Below are 21,169 nucleotides of genomic sequence, written 5' to 3' on the forward strand. Positions count from 1 at the left end.
TCTCAAAGCTAAAGCCAAAGATACCCATCACCCGCACTTGGCCTTCCCTTTGCAACCCCGGCCAGCGCCGGGCAGGCCAAGCGCTGATCGCCTATAGGGGGGTGAATATTGGACGCCGATAAGGGGTCAACATTGCGAGCCGATTGACAATCAAGTTCTTTACTCGCTTGGCTCAAACGAATCTGCGCATTGTAGTAACGAGCGCTGAAGGCGCCGCAAAGCAGCTCGCCGACGGTTTGGCGAGTAATAGCGTCATCGAACCGTTGTGGCCTGAAAAGCTTCTCAACCGGGCTTAACTGGTCCCCATATAGGAGGCGCAAGACTTGATTGATCGTGATTTTCGTTTCGGTTTCCGCGTACTGGACTTCTGGCAAGCCAAGAAACCTGAAGACCACTTGGGAGAAGCTGTCCTTTGAACCGCGAGCGTAAGGGTATACCTGCCATTGCTCCTGGCCGGCGGTTGACGCTTGGTCGATCGTTCCAAGGAATATGCGCATGGGGCGACCGACCTGATCGCTGATGTCTCGGGAAAACGTCGCGGATTTCCCGTTCAATGCCACCTGCAAGATAACGGTGTCACAACGAATAGCACTCTCCCGCCAGTCGCTGAGATCTCCTCCTAACGCATAGAAGATGAAGTCCATGAGCGTGGACTTTCCCGAGCTATTCTCACCTCGAATGATGTTCAGTCCGGAATGAAAGCGCTCGTTGTAGACCAGCTTGCCCTTGGCCGCGACTTGAAGACGCTCAACACGAATGTTCGGTCTAAACATCGTCATAGCGGTACTCCTCAAGTTCGCTTCTCGCACGGAGGCCGTTGGGCCCATAAGCGCTGTATGTCTTGAGCTCCCCCAAAAACATGATCAGTTCGGCATGCTCCTTACGGTGTTCCTCTACCGTAGCGGATACACGGTCGGGCAGCTCTCTTTTGGTCCGGAAGATCGTCCCCTCCCTGAACGCCTTCGGCTCAATGAAACCATAGGATTGTAGGCTGCCCACTGCTGCGGTCTGGGCTGCACGCATTCTGTTGAATAGGACAGCTGGCTTTGGCGTTACCTGATAGGTGTTCGGGATATACTTACGCTTTAAGGCGTTATGGAGCTTAACCAAGGGCCTTGGGCATTTGAATTCTGAAATCAGCACGGGAAAGCACACGTAGAAATCTAAGATTCGAGCCGACTCGTAGGAGCACGAGGTTGTCTCAGGCACAGGAAAGAGAACGAACATGCGGAAAACGGCATGGAACGGATCGTTCGCAGGTAGGTAGGTGATGTTAATCACAGTGCCACCTGACGTAACACTTGTCTGCCAACCAGTATATCATGCCTTTAATATGCGTCCTGTTCAGCGTCATGTGGTCTGAACCTTCGCCGATCTCGGCCATTACCTTGTCCACGATCTCTGACTCGATCATTGCATCGATTTCCACCGCGGTGAGCGAAGAGGTCGATGGAATGATCTTCGTGTCAAACGTCTCATGTATCGCCGCCATGATATAGGCGAAGAGCTGTTGCGCGCTTGAGAACCGTTCGAATCTCATCAAAAGCTTCGCGAATAGCTCTTTCTTCTTCTTGGCATCATTGAAAGCCGCGCCGCGTCCGCAGACCTCGAGCTTGTCTTTCAACCCAACCACAGCCTCGCCGTCTCGGTTGTCGATGAAGAACTGCAGATCGTCCACGAACCCGACCATGGACTCGTCTTTTGAGATCTGGTCGGAAAGCAGCTTAAGGAGTCGATTGACTTGTGATGGCTTTGCGCCGTCAATCTGGTTGTAGTTCGTAATCTTAGTGATGTTGTTCCCAGCTTGGTCGCCGCTGACGTGCGACTTACTGAGGTCACTGGTACTAACTAGGCTCACGATTTATTGATATCCCGGCCTGCCTGATCGCCGCCCACTCGCGAATTCCTCTGATCGGAGTAGCTTGCATTGCTGCCCTGGCGGAATTTTTGCACCGTTAGCGTAATGCCACTCCCCAAGAGGAAGCCAATCACGCCCGTGACTACTTCCAGATACTTTGACAAGAGTTCCAAAATCCCTCCATCCCGTCGTCATGGCGCGCGACCGAATACTCGATTTCGCCAATTTGCCAAAATAATCAGAGTCGTCAATCTAAGATTGTTCGGAGGGCCGATTAGATTAAATAAAATAGAGGGATATATCCTGTGCGATGCCCTCTTGGCGGTGCTTTACTATCGCGACGCTTGCAAGAAGCGTGGATGGTTGGGTTGCGGGGCCTAAGGATTCGCGATGGTAAAAGCGGACACGTTGCGTTTCTGACTGTTGAAGGCCTTGCTCGGTGCTACTCGGTTCGTGCCTGGGGCCTTTCGTTGGCACCGGACCGTCGCCCATGACGAGGCCGAAAGCTGCCCACTAGGCGAACGGACGGACCGGGTTCGTTGTCGATACGCAGCAGGCGAATTTCGCATCGCCTCAGGTAGCGTCATGGAAGATAATACCGACGGTGTGGCGCATTCCGGATCGTATCCGGCTCACGCCGTGGCGCAGGTTGACCCTGTAGTTGCCCTTCGAACCCTGCACAGGACGATTGTGGACCGCGAATGCAACGGCATCACCCTTCCGGAGCGGCACAACTTCGGCGCGGCTCTGCATACGCGGCCGCTGCTCGGTCAGGACGAATTCGCCACCCGCGAAATCCAAGCCAGGCTCAGAAAGAAGGATCGCCACCTGGATTGGGAACGCCAGATCACCATACAGATCCTGATGCAGGCAATTGAAGTCGCCCGGAACGTACTGCAGGAGAAGAGGCGTCGGTCGCGTCTGTCCGCCTCGATGGCATTCTTCAAGAAAGGCGGTATGAGTATCCGGATATCGCTGGTCGATCTGCATTCGCTCGTTCCATTGATTGGCTAGTGCTGCCAGCTGCGGATAGAGCGCCGTACGCAATCCCTGAAGAAGATCCGGAAGTGGATACTGGAAATAGCGATATTCGCCTTTCCCAAATCCGTGCCGGGCCATGTGGATGTGGCTGCGAAAATGGCGTTCATCCGCGTATAGCGATGCGATCCTGACGCAATCCTCTGCCGAGATAAGCTTCGGCAATACCACGCAGCCGAACCCGTCCAGTTCCGAAAGAAGCTCCTGCCAATCGTAAGCCTCTACTCTCGATGTTGCGGAGGCTATCCCAAAGCTTGGTATCGCGGATGTACGGGGTGTCATGCAGTCGCTTCCCTTCTGATGAATTCGCGCTTGCGCTCCACGCCCCACCGATAGCCGGCGAGATCTCCGCCAGTGCGAACGACGCGATGGCAGGGTATCGCCACCGCAAGCTTGTTGGAGGCGCAGGCGCTTGCGACTGCCCGCACCGCTTTCGGGGATCCGATACGGCGGGCAACATCTGCGTATGACACGGTTTCGCCAACCGGAACTCCTTGCAGTGCCTGCCAGACGCGTTGTTGAAACGCCGTCCCGCGCACATCGAGGGGGAGATTCAGGCCGACGTGGGGCGTCTCGACGAAACCGACAACTTGAGCAACAACGGCTTCATAGTCCGGGTCGGCTCCAATCAGCCGCGCTTTCGGAAAGCAGTCTTGAAGGTCGCGCGCCAGCGTATCCGGGTCGTCGCCCAATAGGATCGACGCAACCCCTTTTCTACTCGATGCCACGAGGATCGACCCAAGAGATGTCTGACCGATAGCGAACCTGATCTCTTCGTTTTCCCCGCCAGCGCGATACTGCGACGGTGTCATCCCGAGCAAGCCAGTCGATTTTTCGTAAAATCGCCCACTGGAATTGAAGCCCGCGTCATAGATCGCTTCGGTAACGCTGCTCGCGGAGGCCAATCCTTCGCGCACTCTCTTTGCCCGGTGGGCAGCGGCATATTCCTTGGGCGTTACCCCGGTGGCAGCCTTGAACAGACGGTGGAAATAGCTCGAGCTGCGATCGACCGCCGCTGCGAGGGTTTCGAGAGAAGGCTCTTCCTGGCTTTCCTCGATGATACGGCAAGCTTTGGCGACCAGGGCAGTGTTTCCGTCCGCAGAATTGGGGCTGTCCGGGCTGCAGCGCTTGCAAGCTCTGAATCCTGTTGCACGTGCGCTTTCCAGTGTTCCGTGGATCTGGACGTTACTGGGATTGGCTGCTCTCGATGGGCATGAAGGTCGGCAGTAGACTCCGGTCGTGAGAACTGAAAACCAGAATTGGCCGTCCGCGGACTTGTCGCGCGTGACAATTCGAGCCCATCTTGGATCGTCAATGACGGCAGGTGCCGCGATATTTCTTAGTGGAGTCGAGATCGCATTCATTGTCTTCAATGCTCCTTGATACGGACACCATGATGTTGGCCATCCGCTTCCAGTTCACTCCGGACCTTGCTTTCAAATCCAATTGCTCTCCACCCGTTTCCTGCAACGCGAGTAGCCTGATCAGCTGGCAAAGCAAATGACGCCCGAGAAGCCGGGCCTGTGGCAGCGCGACGACACTAGCTAGCCCGTCGCGCCACACAGGATCAGGCAGTCTTGACAAGGCCGAGCTGCGTGAGGGCGGCTACGCCATCGTCGAGGCCAACTTCCTCGACGATCCGGCCGTCCATGACCTTCAGAACCGTTGTGCCCGTGAAGTGCATCCGGCGGCCGCTCGCGGCGGGAAGACTCCCAGCGAGGAAGTCGCTGAATGCCGCTCCGCTATGCGTACCGCCGCCCTCCCATTGGCCAACCACATAGTCACCTTCGGCGATCAGATCGGCCGTCCCCGAGAAGTTGAGGTCCGGGAATGCCGCCCGGAAATCGCTCATGAATGCCTTGATGTCGTCATGACCGCGACGTGGCTCGTGCAATGAATACTTGAGCAGCATGTCGGGCGAGGCGATTTCGTCGACTACCGCCAGATTAACATCCTTGCCCCAGAATTCGGTGAACCACCGCACGACAACTGCCTTGTTGTCCTCTTCCTTGCTCATCAGAATCTTCCTTTTGATTTCTCACTGACAAGTCACCGAAAGGTTCGATGACCGCGCCAAGAGCTAGGCGACGGCCATCTTCCGAAAACTCCGAATCTTGCTCTGCAATTGGAAGAGCAGGACCCTCCGTCGGTTTTTCCTCGAACCGATTGCAGGGCAGGAACCGGAGTGCGGACTGCGCCTCCGTCGCCGATTTTCCCTCCAACGCTGCGGTTGGCCGCGGCCAGAAACGGAGGACGAACCCTTGGACAAACATGTACGCGGCACTCAACACGTGCTCAGTCGCGAGCTATTGGCATCCGGGCACGCAATCGCCCTGGCTCTTGAAGATGCGCCGGATATGCGCTTGCCGACAGCCACGGACCGCATGTCTTCGCTTGCGATGTTTCTCTCGTCGAGACCCTGTGGTGACCTCTGGGTTTTCGCCTATGGCTCTTTAATCTGGAACCCCGCACTGAGAGCTGTTGAGTCACGGATCGCAACCATCAAGGATTGGCATCGCTCTTTCTGCCTTTCCATGACAGCTGGCCGCGGCACACCGTGCAAGCCTGGCTTGGCGCTCGGCCTCGATCGGGGTGGCGAGTGCGAGGGGATAGCCTACCGGATTGCCGAAACGGACGTTCCGACCGAGCTCGAAATACTCTGGAACCGGGAGATGTTGCTCGGCGGGTATCGACCACTATGGGTGGACGTCATTGGAGCGGACAGCCATCGGTTCGGCTCGGCCCTCACATTCGTGATCGACAGGCAGCATCATCACTTCACCGGAGAAATGTCGATTCTGGAACGCGTCGAGCGCCTGGCCACGGCGAGTGGAAGCTGGGGTTCCTCAGCTGATTACCTTTTCGAGACTGCCAAGGCGTTGCGGGTCCACGGTATTCCAGATGCTGAGTTGGAAGGGTTGGCTAAGCTTGTCGCCAACGCGAGGCGAGCCACGAACAGCGTCGGCATCGATTAAAATACGACGTCTAGGAATTCAAGGTTGAGACTTGTTGCAAACACATTTCGCATGTACTGACTATATGTAGGCATTGCTGATGAGCGCTGAAATTCGCTGCTCGCAATGCCGCATCGCTGAAATGCTTTTGACTACGGATGTACTGGCACTGGTAGGAAGGCGATGATGAGGAAGGTCGGTGCGGTTTCGCCCCGGCCTTTTTTGTTTTTACAATAGCAATGCAGGTTGAGGTGGATTGAACGCAAGACGCCAGGCGACAGACGGGTCGAACATCGGAGACAGGAGCCAAGGTCCAACGCGCCGCGCAGGACCTTGGTGTCGGGGTATCAGAATCCGATCAAATGACAGGCCCGGTAAGCGATTGGTAGGTTTTCCGGTAGATGTGGTTGCCTAGCATCCTGAGCATCGAATTCCGGACCAACTCAGATCCCGTCCGCAACCTGTCTCTCTGCCGCGATTTCTCCTGCACCAACCCGATCCTAGGGGAGCGAACGGTGTGGAATTGCTCCAACGCTTGGTGGACGGGTTTCCCGGAACAGAGGATGCTCGCAAGCACCACCCCGTCCTCGATCGCCATTGCCGCTCCCTGCGCCACGCTTGGAGACGTAGCATGTGCTGCGTCACCGATCAGAACGAGGCGGTCGGCTATCCAACGTCGTGCTGGCACCTCCTGAAGCGCGGCTCGATGGACCTGCGTGTCATTTCTCAACCCCGCGACCACTGGCCCCAGTGCGCCGCCGAAGTCCCTGAACAGCTCCTTCAGGTTAGCTATGGAACCATCTGCGAATTCCGGAGTCTGACAATCTGCATAGATGTAGGTTTCATCGGTGCTGAGCGGAATGCCTAGCAAGGTGCGGCCCTTGCCGAGCATCGCAGTCCAACCCTCGATCTCCCCGTTGTTCGGGACAACCAGCCGCCAGCACGAGATGCCTATTTGGCGGGGAGCCTCCGGACCAAACACAGCGTTCCGTAGCGGCGAGTTGACCCCTGCTGCCCCGATAACGAGATCATAGGTGCGTTCCTGGCCATCCGAAAAGCGCACCATCCTCTTGTCGCCCACAACTGATGTCGTGACGGCCTCAACGCCGTACCTTACGGTCTCGGGAGCGAGTGATTTTTGAAGAATTTCGATCAACGATCTCCGAGGTAACGCCAGACAAGGCCCGCAGCCCTTCCACACGTCTTCAGTCCAGACATCGTTTAAAACCGTGCCAGACGACGAGAGGATCGTTTGGCGCATGATCGGGTAGGCGGCCGACTTGACATCATCGAGTAACTCAAGATCGCCCAGCGCACGCGATGCGTTGCCCAAAAGGAATATTCCCGCACCCTCGGTTGGCGCATCCGGGCGACGTTCGACGACCTCGCAGTCGAAGCCTTTCGTTTGAAGGGCACGGGCGGTGGCCAGTCCGGCGATGCCTGCGCCAGCAATTAGAATTTTCATCATAGATTTCCTGTCGAAAATGACCCCGCGTGGACCGTCGGGGTCGAACTTTCAATGTTGCAGTTCAGGGAACGACACTACGGGCGCAATCGCGGCCCGTGTCCAGATGCGGGACTCAGTCACTTGCGATCCAGCGTGCCCAGTCGCGCTTGTCTTCGGCGAGGCCCTTCTGAATGCCGACAAGCTCACGTCGAAGCTCTGCCGTTAGCTTTCCCGTTTCTCCGTCTCCGACGACGAATTCGCCATCTGCGTGCCGGACGAGGCCGATGCCAGCCAACACCGCTGCAGTCCCGCACGCAAATGCCTCTACGAGCTTCCCGGACGCGGCGTCTTGCCGCCACTCATCGAAGGAATAGGGTCGTTCCTCGACACGCAGACCGCGTTCTCCGGCGAGCGTTATGATCGATGCTCGCGTGATGCCGGGCAGGATCGTGCCGCCGAGCGGAGGGGTCACAAGCGATCCGTAGCCCATCACGAAGAAGACGTTCATCCCCCCGAGTTCCTCGACCCACTTGTGTTCGGCGGCGTCGAGGAACACTACCTGGTCGCAGCCGCGTCTGGACGCCTCCGCCTGTGCAGCGAGGCTAGCGGCGTAGTTGCCTCCGCACTTGGCCGCGCCTGTCCCGCCTGCCGCAGCGCGCGCGTACCCGGTCTCGACCCAGAGCGAAACGGCCTTCGCTCCGCCCTTGAAGTAAGCGCCGACGGGAGAGGCGATGACGCAGAACACATAGTCCTCCGCCGCGCGGACGCCAAGGAACGGCTCGTTCGCATACATGAACGGACGGAGATAGAGGCTGCCATCACCGCTCGGGATCCAATCCCTGTCGATACGCACGAGCTGCTCGACGGCTTTTAGAAAGAGTTCCTCAGGAATTCGAGGCATGGCCAGCCGATCCGCGGAGGCGTTGAACCGTCGAGCGTTCTCCTCCGGTCGAAACAACAGGATCCTGTCGTCGGTGGCGCGATAGGCCTTCATCCCTTCGAAGACTTCCTGCGCATAGTGAAGCACGGAGGCGGCGGGATCGATCAGCAAGGGGCGGCGGGCCGTGACCTTGGCGTCGTGCCAGCCCTTGTCCGTCGTCCAACGCGCCAGCACCATGTGATCCGTGAAGACCTTGCCGAAGCCGGGGGCCTCCATCAGGCGATTAAGGTCAGGTTGCGAAGTGGGCGAGGTATGGAGTTCGATCTGGATCTCGGTAGTCGTGGTCATGCTATTCACCTTTATGCGGGTAGTTCGAGATTCGGCTGCACGCAGCCATGGTCATCACCGCCGGAAAAGCGCCGGGCGTTACTGCCCCCCGGCAAAAGAATTGTTGCTCAACCTTGCGAGCAGGTGGGCTCCGCGTCCGATCCCGTGAGACCCCGCAGCACGAAGACAAGTGCGACGGCTGGGACGAGGGCGGCGACATAGGGAAGGTCGGCGAAGCCGTATCCGTGGGCGACGACGAACCCGCCCAGCCAGGCGCCGAAGGCGTTGCCAACGTTGAACGCGGCGATGTTCAAGCTGGAGGCCAAGCTCTCGCCGACGCCGCGGGCCTTGCGCATCACCCACATCTGAAGCGGCGCGACTGTTGCGAACGAGGCTGCTCCCAGAAGGAACACCATGGCGATGGTCGCCGTCCTGCTGCCGAGAAAGAGGCCGAATGCGGCGAGCACCACGGCGAGCAGCACCAGCGTCCCGGCGACCGTCGCCATCAGCCATCGGTCTGCAAGGCGGCCACCAAGAATATTGCCGATCACAAGACCGCCGCCGAATACCAGAAGGATGGGCGAGACCGCGTCTTCGGTGAAGCCAGTCACCTCGGTGAGGACGGGCGCGATGTATGTGAAGACGGTGAAGAGACCCGCGAAGCCGAGCGCGGTCACCAGAAGCCCATTGAGGATGGCAGGATTCGTCATCGCCCGGAGATCATGGCGCCATTCGCTCTTCGGGCGAAGGTTGCGGTCCTCGGGGACGAATTCGAGGATGACCAGCAGGGCGATCACGCCGATGACAGCGACAGCCCAGAAGGTCGCACGCCACCCAAGCTGGAGACCGAGCCACGTGCCAAAGGGAACGCCCAGGATGTTGGCCGCCGTGAGTCCGGTAAACATCACCGCGAGCGCCGATGCCTTGCGGTCCTTCCGGACGAGCGACGTAGCCACAACGGAACCAACGCCGAAGAACGTGCCATGGGCGAGGGCGGTGACAATCCGCGCGAGCAGCAGGATCCAGTAGTTGGGAGCGAGCGCGCAGGCGGCGTTGCCGATCGTGAAGATGACCATCAGCGCCAGCAGAACACTCTTCCTCGACCAGCCGGACAGGGCGATCGTCAGCACCGGAGCGCCGACAGCCACGCCGATCGCATATCCTGAGATCAGCATTCCCGCCGTCGAGATCGAGACGCCCAGCGATTTCCCCACTTGGACGAGCAGGCCCATGAGGACGAACTCGGTCACGCCGATCCCAAAGGCGCCGATAGTCAAAGCATAGACGGCAAGAGGCATTGTGTGCTCCTTCGTGTCACGCCCGCGAACGGGTGATCTCAATGGAATGGTCAGTTAGCGGTGGGTCGTCGCGAGCTTCAGCGCCAGCCCGACGAACACAGTTCCAGCGACGCGGTTCAGCCAGACCTGACTAGCCGGAGACCGCCGCAGCCACTGGCTCAAGGATCCTGCGACGAGCGAGATCGCGCCGAAGTACAGGAACGCGCAGACGATAAACAGGCCGCCCAGCATCAGCATCTGGAGGACGACGCTGCCGCGATACGGACTGGTAAACTGCGGCAGGAAAGCCAGGAAGAAGATCGCGACCTTCGGATTGGTGACGTTCATGACGATGCCACGAGCAAACATCTGCCATGCAGGCTTCAATGCTTCGCGGCCAGATCCGATCTCGTCCGGTTTCGCAGTGAAAGACTTGTAGGCGAGGAAGATGAGGTACGCCGCGCCGATGGACTTGAGGGCGTCGAAGGCGACCTGCGAGGTCTGGAAGATTGCTGCGACACCAAGCGAAACCGCGAGCGTGTGAACTATAAGCCCGGCACACAGGCCCGCCGTCACCGAGATGCCGACGCGCGGCCCGAAGAGCGCAGACTGAGCCAGCACGAACAGGTTGTCGGGGCCGGGCACGAAGGCCAGAAGGGTGGCGGCGGCGACGAAGGTGAGAAGGGTATCCACGGGGATCATGCGTTCGTTCCATGTAGATGATGTCGGAGCCGGATGTGTTACAACGCTTTGCGACTGCCGTCTTTCGAGTATGCCCGCAACGGCCTCGTAACGCTGCGGGCAAACGTCCCTCAGAAGGTCACGACCACCTTGCCGAAGGGACCCCGGCGAAGATGCGCGATGGCGTCCGGAACCTGCTCGAAGGAATAGGTTCCGTCGATCACAGGCTTGAGGCCCAGACGATCGATTGCCGCCACCATGTCTTCCTGCGCCCGGCGATGCCCGACGCCGATGGCGACGATCTCGGCGCGCTTGAAGAGCATCGGGATGATCGGAGCGCGCATTTCCGTGCTACCCATAAGGCCGACAAGCGAAATCCGGCCGCCCAAGGCCAACGCTTGTACAGATCGCGCGACATTGTCGCCACCTGACATCTCGACGATTTGGTGGGCGCCAAGTCCTCCGGTCATGGCGAGCACCGCCTGATCCCAGTCCGGCGTCGTTTGCCGATCGACGCCATCGGCGGCGCCAAGCGCCTTCGCGCGCTCGATTTTGTCGGCGCTGCTGGTGACCACGATGACGCGCGCGCCGTGTGCTGCGGCGAACTGGACAGCGAATAGGGAAACGCCGCCAGTGCCTTGGACGACGACCGTCTGGCCAGCCCTGACGCGGGCAAGCTCCACCATAGCGAACCACGCCGTCAGGCCCGCCACGGGCAGCGTGCTTGACTCGGCGTGCGTCAGCGACTGGGGAGGGCTGACCAGCTGCTCTTCGTGGACGCAGACGTACTCGGCCAGCCTGCCGATGATTGGCACGCTGTTGGTCTCGTACGGAGGGGCGGGGCCATCGATCCAGTTCATGGTGTCGGCCGATATAACTGCGTCCCCGCGCTTGAATCGCGTCGTGTCGGCGCCCGCAGCCACGACTTCGCCCGACATGTCCGAGCCGGGCACCAGCACGTCGCCCGGCGCCACGTCCATCGCGCCGTCGAGCATTGCGGCATCGCGATAGTTCAACGACACCGCGCTGACCTTGACCATGACCTCGCGGGGACCAGGTTTCGGCACCTTTGCGTCCGTAGAGACGAGGCCTCCCTGGTCGGGTCGGAATTCCCACCGTTTCATCATTTCGTGGCTCCGATCGACAGCACGAGACGTCCTAGCGTCTCTCCGGCCTCGAGTGCGCGCTGCGCCTCGCCGACGCCATCGAATTCCACGACCCTGTCCATGTGCGCCCGCAATCCGCCGCGGTCGACAAGCTCTGCGATCTGGCGAAGGATGTCGGTCTGCCGGAGGCGATGCGCATGGTCACGTCCAATCTGCGGCAGCCCGATGTTGACGAAGCTGACGTCCAGGTTCTTCCACTCGGCGACGCCGTTGCCACCTTCGGGCCATTCGGAGACGACGGTGTTGACGATCCGGCCGTAGCCTGCGACGTGCTTGAAGCTTTCGGCGAAGTTTCCATGACCCACGAAGTCGAAGACAGTCTCCGCACCCGGCGCCCCGCGCCAGGCTTCGATGGCCTCTTCGACGTTCTGCTCACGATAGTTGATCGCCAGTTCGGCGCCGAGTTCCGCGACGAGCCGTGCCTTCGCGTCGTTGGAGATCGTCGTTGCGATCCTTGCGCCGAGCGATGTCAGATACTGGATCGCGATATGTCCGAGGCCGCCGGCGCCGCCATGCACCAATACATGGTCGCCCCGTTCCACCCGGCCCTTGTCGAAGACCGCTTCCCACGCTGTCAGGCCGACAACCGGAAGTGCGGCCGCCTGTACGAAGTCGAGCGACGACGGCTTGGCGGTGACGTACGATCCGCGCACGACCTTGTATTCGGCGTAGCTGCCGGGATTTCCGGTGTAGCCACCGTCAATGTACCAGACCTCATCACCCAGCTTCACGTTCGTGACCGAGCTACCCGCCTGGACGACAACACCGACGCCGTCGATACCGAGGATCGTCGTCTGCGCATCGACGCCGCTGCTGTCGTAAACGGCCCGGCTTTTTCGGTTCTGCCAGTCGGCCGGATTGATCCCGGCAGCCATGACACGAACGACGACGTCGTTTTCGTCGCGTAGGTCAGGGCGGTCCACCTCACGCAGCTTCAGGACTTCCGGACCGCCCGGCTCCGTGACGACCAGCGCTCGCATCTTGTCAGACATCCGTGCGCGCTCCATCGCTGAGCGTGATGGCTTCGAGCACGCGATGAAGGGTGACTGCGTCGTCGAAGCTCGGGCTGAACCTGCTTCCATCGCGCATGTCGGAGGCAATGCGGGAGTATGCGACTGCGATGCTCTGGGTGAGGCCCTCCTCGAAGCCGAGCGTCTCGTAGGTCCGCGGCACGGGAAGATCATGAAGCTGGTCTGCACCCTGCGCGCCCCGAAGCGTGAAGCCGCCGATGCCGACGTAGCCTACAGGGCTCGTGAGAATAAGATCGCCCTTCGAACCGTTGATCTCTATATGGAAGTTTGTCCCGCGCGACAGTCCTCCGCGGAAGTGTGCGCTGAGGGCGGCGCCATTCTCGAGCAGGCCACCTGCGACGATCTGGTCAGGAGCGGTGAAGGCAGCAGTGCCCCCGGTCTCGGTGATTTTTACCAGAGGACGGCTGTTCGAGAGCACTCCGCTGACGGACTTCAGCTTCGACCCGATCGCATACAGGACCGCGTCGAGAGTGTGGGCGAAGGGGACGTGGAGCATGGATGCCCCGTTGTTCATGTCGAGCGTATAGAGGTAGGCCTCACTCATTTCTTCGCCCCAGATGATGCCGGAGCCGATGATCGAGACCGATAGCACGTCGCCGACGTAGCCATCCCTGACAAGATCGCGCACGTAGTTGATCGCGGGAACCGAGCGCGTCTGCAGCCCGATCGCGGTGAACGCATTCTTTTCCTTCGCGAGCGCTGCCATCTTCCCGGCATCGGTCAGCTTCATGCCGAGCGGCCATTCGGAGAAGACCGCCTTTCCGGCACTCAGCGCCTTCGTCACCATTTCGAGGTGGTGCGGCACTTTCACGGTCACGACGACGAGTTCGACGTCCGGGTCGTTTACGAGTTCGTCGGTCGAACCATACGCATTTTCGACGCCGAACTTCTCAGCGGCCGCGCGCGCGGTATCCGCATTGTGGTGGCTGACAGCGGCGATCCGGAAATCGGACAGAACCTGAAGTGCGGGGATATGAGCTGTCGTGGCCCAGCCCTTGTCCGGGTGAACACCGACGAGGCCAACGTTGATCGGTTTGCGGGTCATGCTGCGTTTTCCTTTGGCTTGATTTCGAGGATGGTCCGGCGGAGTTCGATCTTTGCGATCTTCCATTCGCCTGCTTCCAGCTTCCACGTCTCGTGATAGTGGCCAAAGCCTCGCATCGAGGCCGGACGGCCGTCGTCGCCCTCGGGGAAAAGCAGGTAGTCTTCCATTGACCAGATCGCGCGTACTTCCCTTTCGGAGACGACATCGATCTCGGCGTTGTGGACCTGATGGATGGTCTTGGTTCCGGTCAGATATGCCTTCGTCAGCGCGACGAATTCCTCGGCGGCGTCGAACCCCGCCACCAGTCCGCCGTTCTCGTCATAGAAACGAAGCTCGGGGTTCTGCGCGAACAAGTTGGCAAATGCCGCCCAATCCTTGGTATCGACATAGCGGCAGTATCGCGCTTTCAACTGGCCGATCTCCTGCGCGATCTCAAAGGTGTTTTTCATTGCAATCTCCTTTTCGATGCCCCATGTAATGATGATCTGAAAGAGCCTTAAGTCTGAATCGTCCAAACCTCTGGCTCATTCGTCCAAATTGGAAGAGTAGCTATGGATCCCCTCTCGGACATCTTCTCGTCTATGCGTGTGAAGACGGCGAAGTTTACGGCGGTCGACGCGACCGCTCCGTGGGGCATCGCGTCGTCCGGCGACCCGTCGATAAAGTTCATTCTTGTGGTTCGGGGTTCAGGCATGCTGCGCACCCAGGAGCATCCGGATGCTGTGGCGCTGAGGGCGGGCGACGTCTTCATCATGTTCGGTCCCGAGCCGTACGAGGTATACGACCACGAAAGCTCGCCGATGGTCGACTGCTTCGGCGTCGACAGCACGCGGATTCAGAACAGGATCGAGTTCGGTGGGGGTGGAGCGACGACCACCTTCGTCAGCGGCTACTTCGAGGTCGACAGTCTCGACGCCCAGCCGCTTCTCAGCGTGCTGCCGAAGCTCATTCTTCTGAAGTCGGAGCACAACAGGACGCGCTCCTTCCAGAGCGTGCTCGAGTTGCTCGCCGCCGAAGCGGACGCTCCGGGTCTTGGATCCGATGCCGTCGTGCGGAGACTGTTCGAACTTCTGTTCGTCCACGCAGTGCGCGCCTTCGCCGACCAGCTTTCGACACCGAAGAAGGGCTGGCTGGCAGCCGTGTCCGACAAGGGGCTGGCCGCCGCGGTCGAGGCGATCCATGGCGATCTGAAGACTGCCTGGACGGTCGAGATGCTGGCGCGCAAGTCCGGTATGTCGCGGTCGGCATTCGCGGCCCGGTTCAAGGAGGTCGTCGGCCAGGCGCCGCTCGCCTACCTGACGGAGTGGCGGATTTTCCAGTCGGCAAGGCTGATCGAAAGCGGAGACGAGAAGGTCGCGGCGATCTCGCGCAGCGTCGGCTATCTGTCCGAGGCCGCGTTCACCAAGGCGTTCCGTAAGGTGATGGGCATCGCCCCAAGCGAATACCGGAAGAGGCTCTCCATGGATCTTGGCTCGCGGGATGCGATGATCGCCAAGTCGAGCCTTGCTGCCTGACGACGCCCGTGAGCATGCCAACTCGGAAGACACGCGGCCCCAGCCACCAATTGATACGAGTTTCCACAAGCCCTTCCGGATCCCCAGTCGTGGCATACAACATGATGGAAGAATGAAATGACCGAGCGAACCTATTTCGACAGCGACGAACTCGAGACGACTGCGGAGGTCGTCAGTTGCACCCAGCAGGAGGACAGAAAGTATCGCGTCGTGCTCTCCCGCACGCTCTTCCATCCGCAGGGCGGCGGGCAGCTCACAGACATCGGAACGATCGGCGAAGCCGCGATGCTGAAGGCCACTGTCGAGGAGAGCGAGGTCGTCCATCTCACCGACGCGCCTGTCGTGGGAGCGGTCACTCTTCTCGTCGATGCGGAAAACCGTCGTCGCAACACGCGCTATCATTCTGCCGGACATTTGATCAGCGTCGTCGTCGAACGCACGGGATGGCGTGCGGTGAAGGGCGACCACCGACCCGGCGAAGCGCGCGTCGTCTTCGAGCGGGATGGAGAGCTCGCGGTTCCCGCCGAGGCTGATGTGGAAGTCGCTGTCGCAGAGCTGGTCGGTTCCGGTCTCGCTCGGGTCCAGAAGACAGAAGACGGACGCCGCACCGTGACCTGGGGTGATCTTCCTGCGTACGCCTGTGGTGGAACCCATGTCGTCTCCACTGCCGATGTCGGCAAGGTCCGGATCGTCAGCGCCAAGGACAAGAAGGGGCAGCTTTCCGTTCGCTACGAGCTGTGATCATTGTTGTGCCCGGCAACGGGATGGCTGCCGGGCGTCTTTGCGGCGGTCACCATTCCCGATGGCCGGGGGTTCCCGCGAGTTTAGCTTAGTCGCTCAGACCCCGAGTTCTTTCCAAACCGCACGGCCACGCCGCTTCAAAAAGCGGTGGGTCCGCGCGGCGGGGTCTTGAAGACGTTTGCCCACCAGTTAGTCTCAGCGAAAATCGCTGGAGGAACCCATGGCGCAAGCCGTTCAAGCAGACAGGCAGCCGGAGATCGTCGAGGTTTCCTATGGAGATGCCGGGATTTTCACATGGGATATCGCGAGCAACCTTCTCTACGTGGATTCGGCACTCGCCGAGATCTATGGCTTCGATCCGGTGGTGGCGGCAAGCGGCCAGCCGATCGAGAAGTTCCTCGAGCGAGTCCACCCGGAGGACCGTCCACGGCTGGCGAAGATCATCGGGCAGGGCATCGTTCAGGACATCCCGCAGCAGGTGACCTATCGCGTGCCCAACGCCGAAGGCAGATACGTGGCCGTGACCGCGTTCGCCCGCTCCTTCTACGACAAGTCCTCGAACCCGATTTTCTGCTCCGGCATCGTCGTTCCCGCCGCTACGGCTGGCGATGGCGAGCATCTGAACTGATTTCATCGAACTGCGATTTTGAAAGCCCGCGTGCAGATGCGGTGAGATCGTCCGGCGACAACCTTCCATGAATGGAGCCGGACAATGACCAATCACGACTTCGCGCTATCAAGACGGGGATTCTGCCTTTGCTGCCTCGGTGGCGCCACCTTTGCAGCCACGGGCGGTTTCCTGTCGCCGAAAGAGAGCTTCGCTGCCGCCAAGAACCTCGTCGACCAGATCCGAGAGGCGGCCGCAGGCGCCGAGATCTCCACGTCGAAGCTGCGCGGTGGCGTTAGCGCGCTGTCCGGCTCCGGCGGCAACATTGCTGTCCTCGCAGGAAACGATGGCAAGCTACTCATTGATGCCGGGATCACCGCGACCCGTCCGCGGATCGAAAAGGCACTCGCGGATCTCGGGCCGCAGCCGATCACCCATCTCGTGAATACCCACTGGCATTTCGATCACACCGATGGCAACGAATGGCTTAACTCGGACGGCGCCGCCATCCTGGCGCACGCCAACACGCTCAAGCATCTGTCCACCGCGACCCGTGTCGAGGACTGGAATTTTGACTTCCCGGCATGGCCGAAGAGCGCGCTCCCGACCCAGGTGATGAAGCGCGACAAGGAGACATTGAAGCTCAACGGGGAAACGATCTCGCTTAAATACTATGGCCCCGCCCACACGGACGGCGACATCTCCGTGTTCTTCCACGAGGCCAACGTCCTGCACACGGGCGACACCTTCTGGAACGGCGTCTATCCGTTCGTCGACTATTCCACGGGCGGCAGTATCGACGGCCAGATCAAGGCGGCCGAAGCCAACGTGAAGATGGCGGACGCCAAGACGATCGTCGTGCCCGGCCACGGCGAAATCGGCAACCGCAAGGACCTCGTCGCCTGGCACGAGATGCTGGTCGGCGTCCGCGACAAGGTTGCCAAGCTGAAGAAGGACGGGCGCTCGGTCGACGATACGGTGGCGGCCAAGCCCACCGGGAAATGGGATACGGTCTTCGGCAAGTGGGTCATCTCGCCCGACTTCTTCACGCGGATCGTCTATGAAGGCGTTTGACGCCTCTTATTGACGCAGCATTTTCTGCAGCCACGGCAACATGATCTCGAGCAGCGCCTCAGGCGCCTCGATCGGGATCATGTGCCCCGATCCTTCGATCACATTGAATTCGGCACTCTCGATGCCGTCGCGCAGTTCTTCCGATTCCTGAACCGACCTAAGACCATCGCCGTCGGCAGCGATCACCAGCGTCGGGCACCGGATCACAGCAAGTCGGTCGAGATCGCTCTCGCGGGTGTGGCTGGCATGGCGGACGAAAACCTCTCCGCCGACACGTTCGCTCATCGCCCTGACGCGCTCGATCATGTCTTCGTCGGACGCCCGGTCGGGATGCAGGGAGCTCGTAACGGCACCCCGGCTGAGGCCATGGAAGCGTTCCGGATCGACAAGCCGCACGGAAAGAGTCTTCGTCTTGAGATGCTGCGCGTTGTCTCCTCTCGCCGACGTGGCCACGAGAACAAGCCCCTCGATACGTCCGGGAGCGAGACGGACCAGCTCGCGTGCGACATAGCCACCCATCGAGAAACCGACCACGACGAACCTGTCGGGAGCGTTCGCGAGGGCGATGGCTGCCATCTCGGGGATCGAACCGCCTGCGCCGACGTCTACTGTCGACACGTCGGCGATCGACCTGAGTGCTGGCAGGACATCGTTCCATAGGGAAGCATCGGTCATGAAGCCGGGGAGAAGAAGGAGGTGCATTTCTAGCCTTCCTTGGAGACGCCCCCGTCTACCATCCGGTTCCCGGTCTGAACAGCGCGTCGCAATGCGTTTCTGAAAGCCATCGATTTCCCGAAGGCACATGATCCTCTCGAATTTAACGGAGGCAATCATGCTGAACTGGAAAGAATACCGAACTCAGCTTCTGGGTCGCATCGGCAATCTCTCGAAGCTCACCCCGGAAACGGTGAAGGGATACCAGACCCTGTCGACGGCGGGTGGCAAGACCAATCAGCTCGACGCCAAGATGCGCGAGTTGATCTCGCTGGCAGTGGCCGTCACGCTGCGTTGCGACGGCTGCATCGTCGTTCATACCACCGAAGCTAAGAAGCTGGGCGCGACGAACGAGGAGATCGCAGAGGCGCTCGGTGTCGCCATAGCCATGAACGCGGGCGCCGCGCTCGTCTACTCGGCCCGCGTCATGGACGCGGCCGAAGCTGTTTCCAGCTAGGCCGGAGGTTGCGATGAGCGTGTCCTACAAGACGGTCGCGGTTGGCGACGTCGAAGTCTTCTACCGCGAGGCGGGGCCTGTCGGAGCGCCCGTCATCCTTCTGCTCCACGGCTTCCCGACGTCCAGCCACATGTTCCGCGATCTCATGCCGTTGCTGCAGGACCGGTATCGCCTGATCGCGCCCGATCTTCCGGGATTCGGCAACACGAAGTCTCCGCCACGCGGTCGCTTCGACTACACCTTCGACAACCTCGCGCGTATCGTAGAGGGTTTCGTCGATGCCATCGGTCTGTCGAAGTATGCTCTCTACGTCTTCGACTATGGCGCGCCGACTGGCTTCCGGCTGGCCCTGGCGAGACCCGAAAGCGTGACGGCCGTCATTACCCAAAACGGCAATGCCTACGTCGACGGTTTCAGCGACGAATGGGGGCCGTGGGAAAAGTACTGGCGGGATCCCACGCCGGAGAACCGCGAGGCCTGCAGGCCGTCTCTCAGCGCCGAAACTATAAAGAACTGGCAGTACGGGACTGGCGCTCCGCCAGAGCTGCTGTCGCCCGATGGCTATACGCTCGACATCGCCTACATGGCCCGCCCCGGCGCGGAGGAGATCCAGCTCGATCTCGTGCTCGATTACCGCACCAATCCTCAGAAATATCCGGCGTTCCAAGCGTATTTCCGCAGACATCAGCCGCCGCTGTTGGCTGTCTGGGGCAAGTTCGATCCCGCCTTCATCCCGCCCGGCGCCGCGGCTTACCGCAGGGACATTCCCGACGCAGAAATCCACATGCTCGACACCGGGCATTTTGCACTTGAAACCCACGCCACGCAGATCGCGGGATATATCCGTGAATTCCTGCAACGCAAGCTGCATTCCTAGCCACACCCATTGCAGGAGACACTCATGAGCAACGATACGATGTCGGCGGTGATTGCAGAGGCGCAGTCAGGCGTGCTTCGGAAATCGACCGTCGCCCGTCCTACGGTGAGGCCCGGTCACGTGCTGGTCGGGGTGAAGGCGGCGGCGATCAACCCTCTCGACGGCAAGATCCGTGCTGGCAATGCAGCCCATGCCCGCCAGCCGCTGCCAGCGATCCTGGGCATCGATCTCGCCGGAGTGGTCGAGGCCGTCGGCGACAGCGTGATGGGATTTCGACCAGGCGACCGCGTCTTCGGCATGACCGGGGGCGTCGGCGGACTGCAGGGCTCGCTCGCGGAATATGCCGCGGTGGACGCCGAGTTGATCGCTATCGCTCCCACCAACATGCCGATGCGCGAGATCGCGGCTCTGCCGCTCATCTTCATCACGGCTTGGGAAGGACTCGTCGATCGGGCCTCCGTCGCGTCCGGGCAGAAGGTGCTCGTCCATGGCGGCGCGGGCGGCGTGGGTCACGTGGCCATCCAGATCGCCAAGTCCTTTGGCGCCGAAGTGTTTGCCACGGGAGCGCGTGACAGCCTCGAATATATCCGCGCTCTGGGGGCGACGCCGATCGACTACAAGGATTCCTCAGTCGAGGAATATGTCGACCAGCATACCGACGGCAGGGGATTCGACCTCGTGTATGACACTGTCGGTGGCGAGACGCTGGACAAGTCGTTCCTTGCCGTCCGCCGCTTTGGCCACGTTGTATCCTGCCTTGGCTGGGGCACCCACGCGCTCGCTCCGCTGTCCTTCAAGGCAGCTAGCTATTCCGGCGTGTTCACTCTGCTTCCGCTGCTGACCGCCATGGGAAAGAGGCATCATGGCGAAATACTTCGCGAGGCGACGAGGCTTGCGGAAGCCGGAAAATTGGTTCCCAAGCTTGATCCTCGGCGCTTCCAGCTCGCCGACGCAGAGGCGGCCTTCAACGCGATGGAGACGGGAAAGAGCTGCGGCAAGCTAATCGTGGAGATCGCAAATGACACGTGACCGCAAGCGCCGCGTCGCTTTCGTGATGTTGGCCGGGCTAGCGTTCTGCGGCGGCATCGCGGTTGCCTCGAGCGCATCGGCCCCGAAGCTCGCGCGAGGCGCCACGGAGGAAGCCGAATACCTGGCCGAGAACGACGCGGCCATGACCACGATGATGCAAGGAGTGGCGGCGCAGCCGACAGGCGACATCGACCGTGACTTCGTCGTGATGATGGTTCCGCATCACCAGGGCGCCATCGACATGGCGGTCTCGTACCTGAAGTTCGGCAGGAACGAGCAGCTCCGGCGTATCGCCCAAGAGATCATCGTCGATCAGCAGCAAGAGATCATTGCCATGAAAATGGCGGTGGGCGAGCCCATGCCGCAGCAGTCGGCAGCTCCGACGCAGTCCTATTCCGAACCGTCGTCCGCTCCCGCGATGCAGCGGATGGACCCCAACATGAAGATGTAGC

Annotated in this window: 24 protein-coding genes; 9 read left to right on the forward strand and 15 right to left on the reverse strand. The window is 60.4% G+C overall.

Translation table 11 applies throughout. The annotated features are described in order from the left end of the window. Positions 1-8: 8 nt before the first annotated feature. The 6 genes from AB4Z25_RS24515 to AB4Z25_RS24540 form a co-directional block, all read right to left on the reverse strand. Positions 9-779, reverse strand: a complete 771-nt coding sequence (locus AB4Z25_RS24515; protein ID WP_442209678.1) for an ATP-binding protein — start codon at positions 777-779, stop codon at positions 9-11. Beyond that, on the reverse strand, positions 766-1,281 hold the full coding sequence (locus AB4Z25_RS24520; protein ID WP_442209680.1) for an ABC-three component system middle component 5: 516 nt from the start codon (positions 1,279-1,281) through the stop codon (positions 766-768). The genes AB4Z25_RS24515 and AB4Z25_RS24520 overlap by 14 nt, the downstream gene beginning before the upstream one ends. Then, on the reverse strand, positions 1,274-1,858 hold the full coding sequence (locus AB4Z25_RS24525) for an ABC-three component system protein (protein ID WP_442209681.1): 585 nt from the start codon (positions 1,856-1,858) through the stop codon (positions 1,274-1,276). Before AB4Z25_RS24525 ends, AB4Z25_RS24520 begins: the two co-directional genes overlap by 8 nt. A gap of 573 nt (positions 1,859-2,431) precedes the next feature. Continuing rightward, a complete protein-coding gene (locus AB4Z25_RS24530) occupies positions 2,432-3,178 on the reverse strand; it encodes a 2OG-Fe(II) oxygenase (protein WP_442209682.1) in 747 nt (248 codons plus the stop codon). After that, positions 3,175-4,260 (reverse strand): bifunctional DNA-binding transcriptional regulator/O6-methylguanine-DNA methyltransferase Ada, encoded by a 1,086-nt coding sequence (gene ada / locus AB4Z25_RS24535; protein ID WP_442209683.1) that lies wholly within the window; start codon positions 4,258-4,260, stop codon positions 3,175-3,177. The genes AB4Z25_RS24530 and ada overlap by 4 nt, the downstream gene beginning before the upstream one ends. 203 nt (positions 4,261-4,463) lie before the next feature. After that, the gene (locus tag AB4Z25_RS24540; RefSeq protein WP_442209685.1) at positions 4,464-4,913 is read right to left on the reverse strand and encodes an ester cyclase; all 450 of its coding nucleotides are present in this window, start codon (positions 4,911-4,913) and stop codon (positions 4,464-4,466) included. Positions 4,914-5,157: 244 nt separating this feature from the next. Between AB4Z25_RS24540 and AB4Z25_RS24545 the strand changes: the two genes are divergently transcribed. Further along, positions 5,158-5,871 (forward strand): gamma-glutamylcyclotransferase, encoded by a 714-nt coding sequence (locus AB4Z25_RS24545; RefSeq protein WP_442209687.1) that lies wholly within the window; start codon positions 5,158-5,160, stop codon positions 5,869-5,871. 337 nt (positions 5,872-6,208) lie between these two features. Here AB4Z25_RS24545 and AB4Z25_RS24550 read toward each other — a convergent pair whose 3' ends face one another. From AB4Z25_RS24550 to AB4Z25_RS24585, 8 genes are all read right to left on the reverse strand, one after another. Beyond that, positions 6,209-7,315: an FAD-dependent monooxygenase gene (locus AB4Z25_RS24550; protein ID WP_442209688.1), complete on the reverse strand. Its 1,107-nt coding sequence runs from the start codon at positions 7,313-7,315 to the stop codon at positions 6,209-6,211. A 115-nt stretch (positions 7,316-7,430) separates the two neighbouring features. After that, a complete protein-coding gene (locus AB4Z25_RS24555) occupies positions 7,431-8,525 on the reverse strand; it encodes a branched-chain amino acid aminotransferase (protein WP_442209690.1) in 1,095 nt (364 codons plus the stop codon). Positions 8,526-8,632: 107 nt separating this feature from the next. After that, on the reverse strand, positions 8,633-9,802 hold the full coding sequence (locus AB4Z25_RS24560; RefSeq protein ID WP_442209692.1) for an MFS transporter: 1,170 nt from the start codon (positions 9,800-9,802) through the stop codon (positions 8,633-8,635). Between the two features lie 54 nt (positions 9,803-9,856). After that, entirely contained in the window at positions 9,857-10,483 is a 627-nt protein-coding gene (locus AB4Z25_RS24565) for a LysE family translocator (protein ID WP_442209694.1), read from the reverse strand. A gap of 110 nt (positions 10,484-10,593) precedes the next feature. Further along, the gene (locus tag AB4Z25_RS24570) at positions 10,594-11,529 is read right to left on the reverse strand and encodes a zinc-dependent alcohol dehydrogenase family protein (protein WP_442209696.1); all 936 of its coding nucleotides are present in this window, start codon (positions 11,527-11,529) and stop codon (positions 10,594-10,596) included. Positions 11,530-11,585: 56 nt separating this feature from the next. Further along, complete coding sequence (locus AB4Z25_RS24575) at positions 11,586-12,620, reverse strand: zinc-binding dehydrogenase (protein ID WP_442209697.1); 1,035 nt, start codon at positions 12,618-12,620, stop codon at positions 11,586-11,588. Then, complete coding sequence (locus AB4Z25_RS24580; protein WP_442209699.1) at positions 12,613-13,704, reverse strand: Gfo/Idh/MocA family protein; 1,092 nt, start codon at positions 13,702-13,704, stop codon at positions 12,613-12,615. The genes AB4Z25_RS24575 and AB4Z25_RS24580 overlap by 8 nt, the downstream gene beginning before the upstream one ends. After that, positions 13,701-14,153, reverse strand: a complete 453-nt coding sequence (locus AB4Z25_RS24585; RefSeq protein ID WP_442209701.1) for a nuclear transport factor 2 family protein — start codon at positions 14,151-14,153, stop codon at positions 13,701-13,703. The genes AB4Z25_RS24580 and AB4Z25_RS24585 overlap by 4 nt, the downstream gene beginning before the upstream one ends. A gap of 102 nt (positions 14,154-14,255) precedes the next feature. Here AB4Z25_RS24585 and AB4Z25_RS24590 point away from each other — a divergent pair, with 102 nt between their 5' ends. From AB4Z25_RS24590 to AB4Z25_RS24605, 4 genes are all read left to right on the forward strand, one after another. Next, positions 14,256-15,218 (forward strand): AraC family transcriptional regulator, encoded by a 963-nt coding sequence (locus AB4Z25_RS24590; protein WP_442209703.1) that lies wholly within the window; start codon positions 14,256-14,258, stop codon positions 15,216-15,218. A gap of 117 nt (positions 15,219-15,335) precedes the next feature. Continuing rightward, entirely contained in the window at positions 15,336-15,959 is a 624-nt protein-coding gene (locus AB4Z25_RS24595) for a hypothetical protein (RefSeq protein ID WP_442209704.1), read from the forward strand. 220 nt (positions 15,960-16,179) lie between these two features. Beyond that, positions 16,180-16,587: a PAS domain-containing protein gene (locus tag AB4Z25_RS24600; protein ID WP_442209706.1), complete on the forward strand. Its 408-nt coding sequence runs from the start codon at positions 16,180-16,182 to the stop codon at positions 16,585-16,587. Positions 16,588-16,671: 84 nt separating this feature from the next. Continuing rightward, positions 16,672-17,640, forward strand: a complete 969-nt coding sequence (locus AB4Z25_RS24605) for an MBL fold metallo-hydrolase (protein WP_442209708.1) — start codon at positions 16,672-16,674, stop codon at positions 17,638-17,640. Positions 17,641-17,646: 6 nt separating this feature from the next. Here the strand turns inward: AB4Z25_RS24605 and AB4Z25_RS24610 are convergent, their stop codons facing one another. Further along, on the reverse strand, positions 17,647-18,342 hold the full coding sequence (locus AB4Z25_RS24610; RefSeq protein ID WP_442209710.1) for an alpha/beta fold hydrolase: 696 nt from the start codon (positions 18,340-18,342) through the stop codon (positions 17,647-17,649). 130 nt (positions 18,343-18,472) lie between these two features. Here AB4Z25_RS24610 and AB4Z25_RS24615 point away from each other — a divergent pair, with 130 nt between their 5' ends. From AB4Z25_RS24615 to AB4Z25_RS24630, 4 genes are read left to right on the forward strand one after another with little or no spacing between them, the layout of a single operon-like run. Further along, entirely contained in the window at positions 18,473-18,811 is a 339-nt protein-coding gene (locus AB4Z25_RS24615; RefSeq protein WP_442209712.1) for a carboxymuconolactone decarboxylase family protein, read from the forward strand. A 13-nt stretch (positions 18,812-18,824) separates the two neighbouring features. Beyond that, the gene (locus AB4Z25_RS24620) at positions 18,825-19,688 is read left to right on the forward strand and encodes an alpha/beta fold hydrolase (protein WP_442209713.1); all 864 of its coding nucleotides are present in this window, start codon (positions 18,825-18,827) and stop codon (positions 19,686-19,688) included. Positions 19,689-19,712: 24 nt separating this feature from the next. Further along, positions 19,713-20,717, forward strand: a complete 1,005-nt coding sequence (locus tag AB4Z25_RS24625; RefSeq protein WP_442209714.1) for a zinc-dependent alcohol dehydrogenase family protein — start codon at positions 19,713-19,715, stop codon at positions 20,715-20,717. After that, a complete protein-coding gene (locus AB4Z25_RS24630) occupies positions 20,707-21,168 on the forward strand; it encodes a DUF305 domain-containing protein (RefSeq protein ID WP_442209716.1) in 462 nt (153 codons plus the stop codon). The genes AB4Z25_RS24625 and AB4Z25_RS24630 overlap by 11 nt, the downstream gene beginning before the upstream one ends. Position 21,169 lies beyond the last annotated feature (1 nt).

Source organism: Rhizobium sp. RAF36, from assembly GCF_052114105.1.
Classification (GTDB): domain Bacteria; phylum Pseudomonadota; class Alphaproteobacteria; order Rhizobiales; family Rhizobiaceae; genus Rhizobium.

Excerpts from the sequence above, each read along its gene's own strand:
- AB4Z25_RS24515 (WP_442209678.1), bottom strand. The coding sequence starts at position 779 with ATGACGATGTTTAGACCGAACATTCGTGTTGAGCGTCTTCAAGTCGCG.
- AB4Z25_RS24530 (WP_442209682.1), bottom strand. The coding sequence starts at position 3,178 with ATGACACCCCGTACATCCGCGATACCAAGCTTTGGGATAGCCTCCGCA.
- ada (WP_442209683.1), bottom strand. The coding sequence starts at position 4,260 with ATGAATGCGATCTCGACTCCACTAAGAAATATCGCGGCACCTGCCGTC.
- AB4Z25_RS24540 (WP_442209685.1), bottom strand. The coding sequence starts at position 4,913 with ATGAGCAAGGAAGAGGACAACAAGGCAGTTGTCGTGCGGTGGTTCACC.
- AB4Z25_RS24550 (WP_442209688.1), bottom strand. The coding sequence starts at position 7,315 with ATGAAAATTCTAATTGCTGGCGCAGGCATCGCCGGACTGGCCACCGCC.
- AB4Z25_RS24555 (WP_442209690.1), bottom strand. The coding sequence starts at position 8,525 with ATGACCACGACTACCGAGATCCAGATCGAACTCCATACCTCGCCCACT.
- AB4Z25_RS24560 (WP_442209692.1), bottom strand. The coding sequence starts at position 9,802 with ATGCCTCTTGCCGTCTATGCTTTGACTATCGGCGCCTTTGGGATCGGC.
- AB4Z25_RS24565 (WP_442209694.1), bottom strand. The coding sequence starts at position 10,483 with ATGATCCCCGTGGATACCCTTCTCACCTTCGTCGCCGCCGCCACCCTT.
- AB4Z25_RS24575 (WP_442209697.1), bottom strand. The coding sequence starts at position 12,620 with ATGTCTGACAAGATGCGAGCGCTGGTCGTCACGGAGCCGGGCGGTCCG.
- AB4Z25_RS24580 (WP_442209699.1), bottom strand. The coding sequence starts at position 13,704 with ATGACCCGCAAACCGATCAACGTTGGCCTCGTCGGTGTTCACCCGGAC.
- AB4Z25_RS24585 (WP_442209701.1), bottom strand. The coding sequence starts at position 14,153 with ATGAAAAACACCTTTGAGATCGCGCAGGAGATCGGCCAGTTGAAAGCG.
- AB4Z25_RS24590 (WP_442209703.1), top strand. The coding sequence starts at position 14,256 with ATGGATCCCCTCTCGGACATCTTCTCGTCTATGCGTGTGAAGACGGCG.
- AB4Z25_RS24595 (WP_442209704.1), top strand. The coding sequence starts at position 15,336 with ATGACCGAGCGAACCTATTTCGACAGCGACGAACTCGAGACGACTGCG.
- AB4Z25_RS24600 (WP_442209706.1), top strand. The coding sequence starts at position 16,180 with ATGGCGCAAGCCGTTCAAGCAGACAGGCAGCCGGAGATCGTCGAGGTT.
- AB4Z25_RS24605 (WP_442209708.1), top strand. The coding sequence starts at position 16,672 with ATGACCAATCACGACTTCGCGCTATCAAGACGGGGATTCTGCCTTTGC.
- AB4Z25_RS24610 (WP_442209710.1), bottom strand. The coding sequence starts at position 18,342 with ATGCACCTCCTTCTTCTCCCCGGCTTCATGACCGATGCTTCCCTATGG.
- AB4Z25_RS24615 (WP_442209712.1), top strand. The coding sequence starts at position 18,473 with ATGCTGAACTGGAAAGAATACCGAACTCAGCTTCTGGGTCGCATCGGC.
- AB4Z25_RS24620 (WP_442209713.1), top strand. The coding sequence starts at position 18,825 with ATGAGCGTGTCCTACAAGACGGTCGCGGTTGGCGACGTCGAAGTCTTC.
- AB4Z25_RS24625 (WP_442209714.1), top strand. The coding sequence starts at position 19,713 with ATGAGCAACGATACGATGTCGGCGGTGATTGCAGAGGCGCAGTCAGGC.
- AB4Z25_RS24630 (WP_442209716.1), top strand. The coding sequence starts at position 20,707 with ATGACACGTGACCGCAAGCGCCGCGTCGCTTTCGTGATGTTGGCCGGG.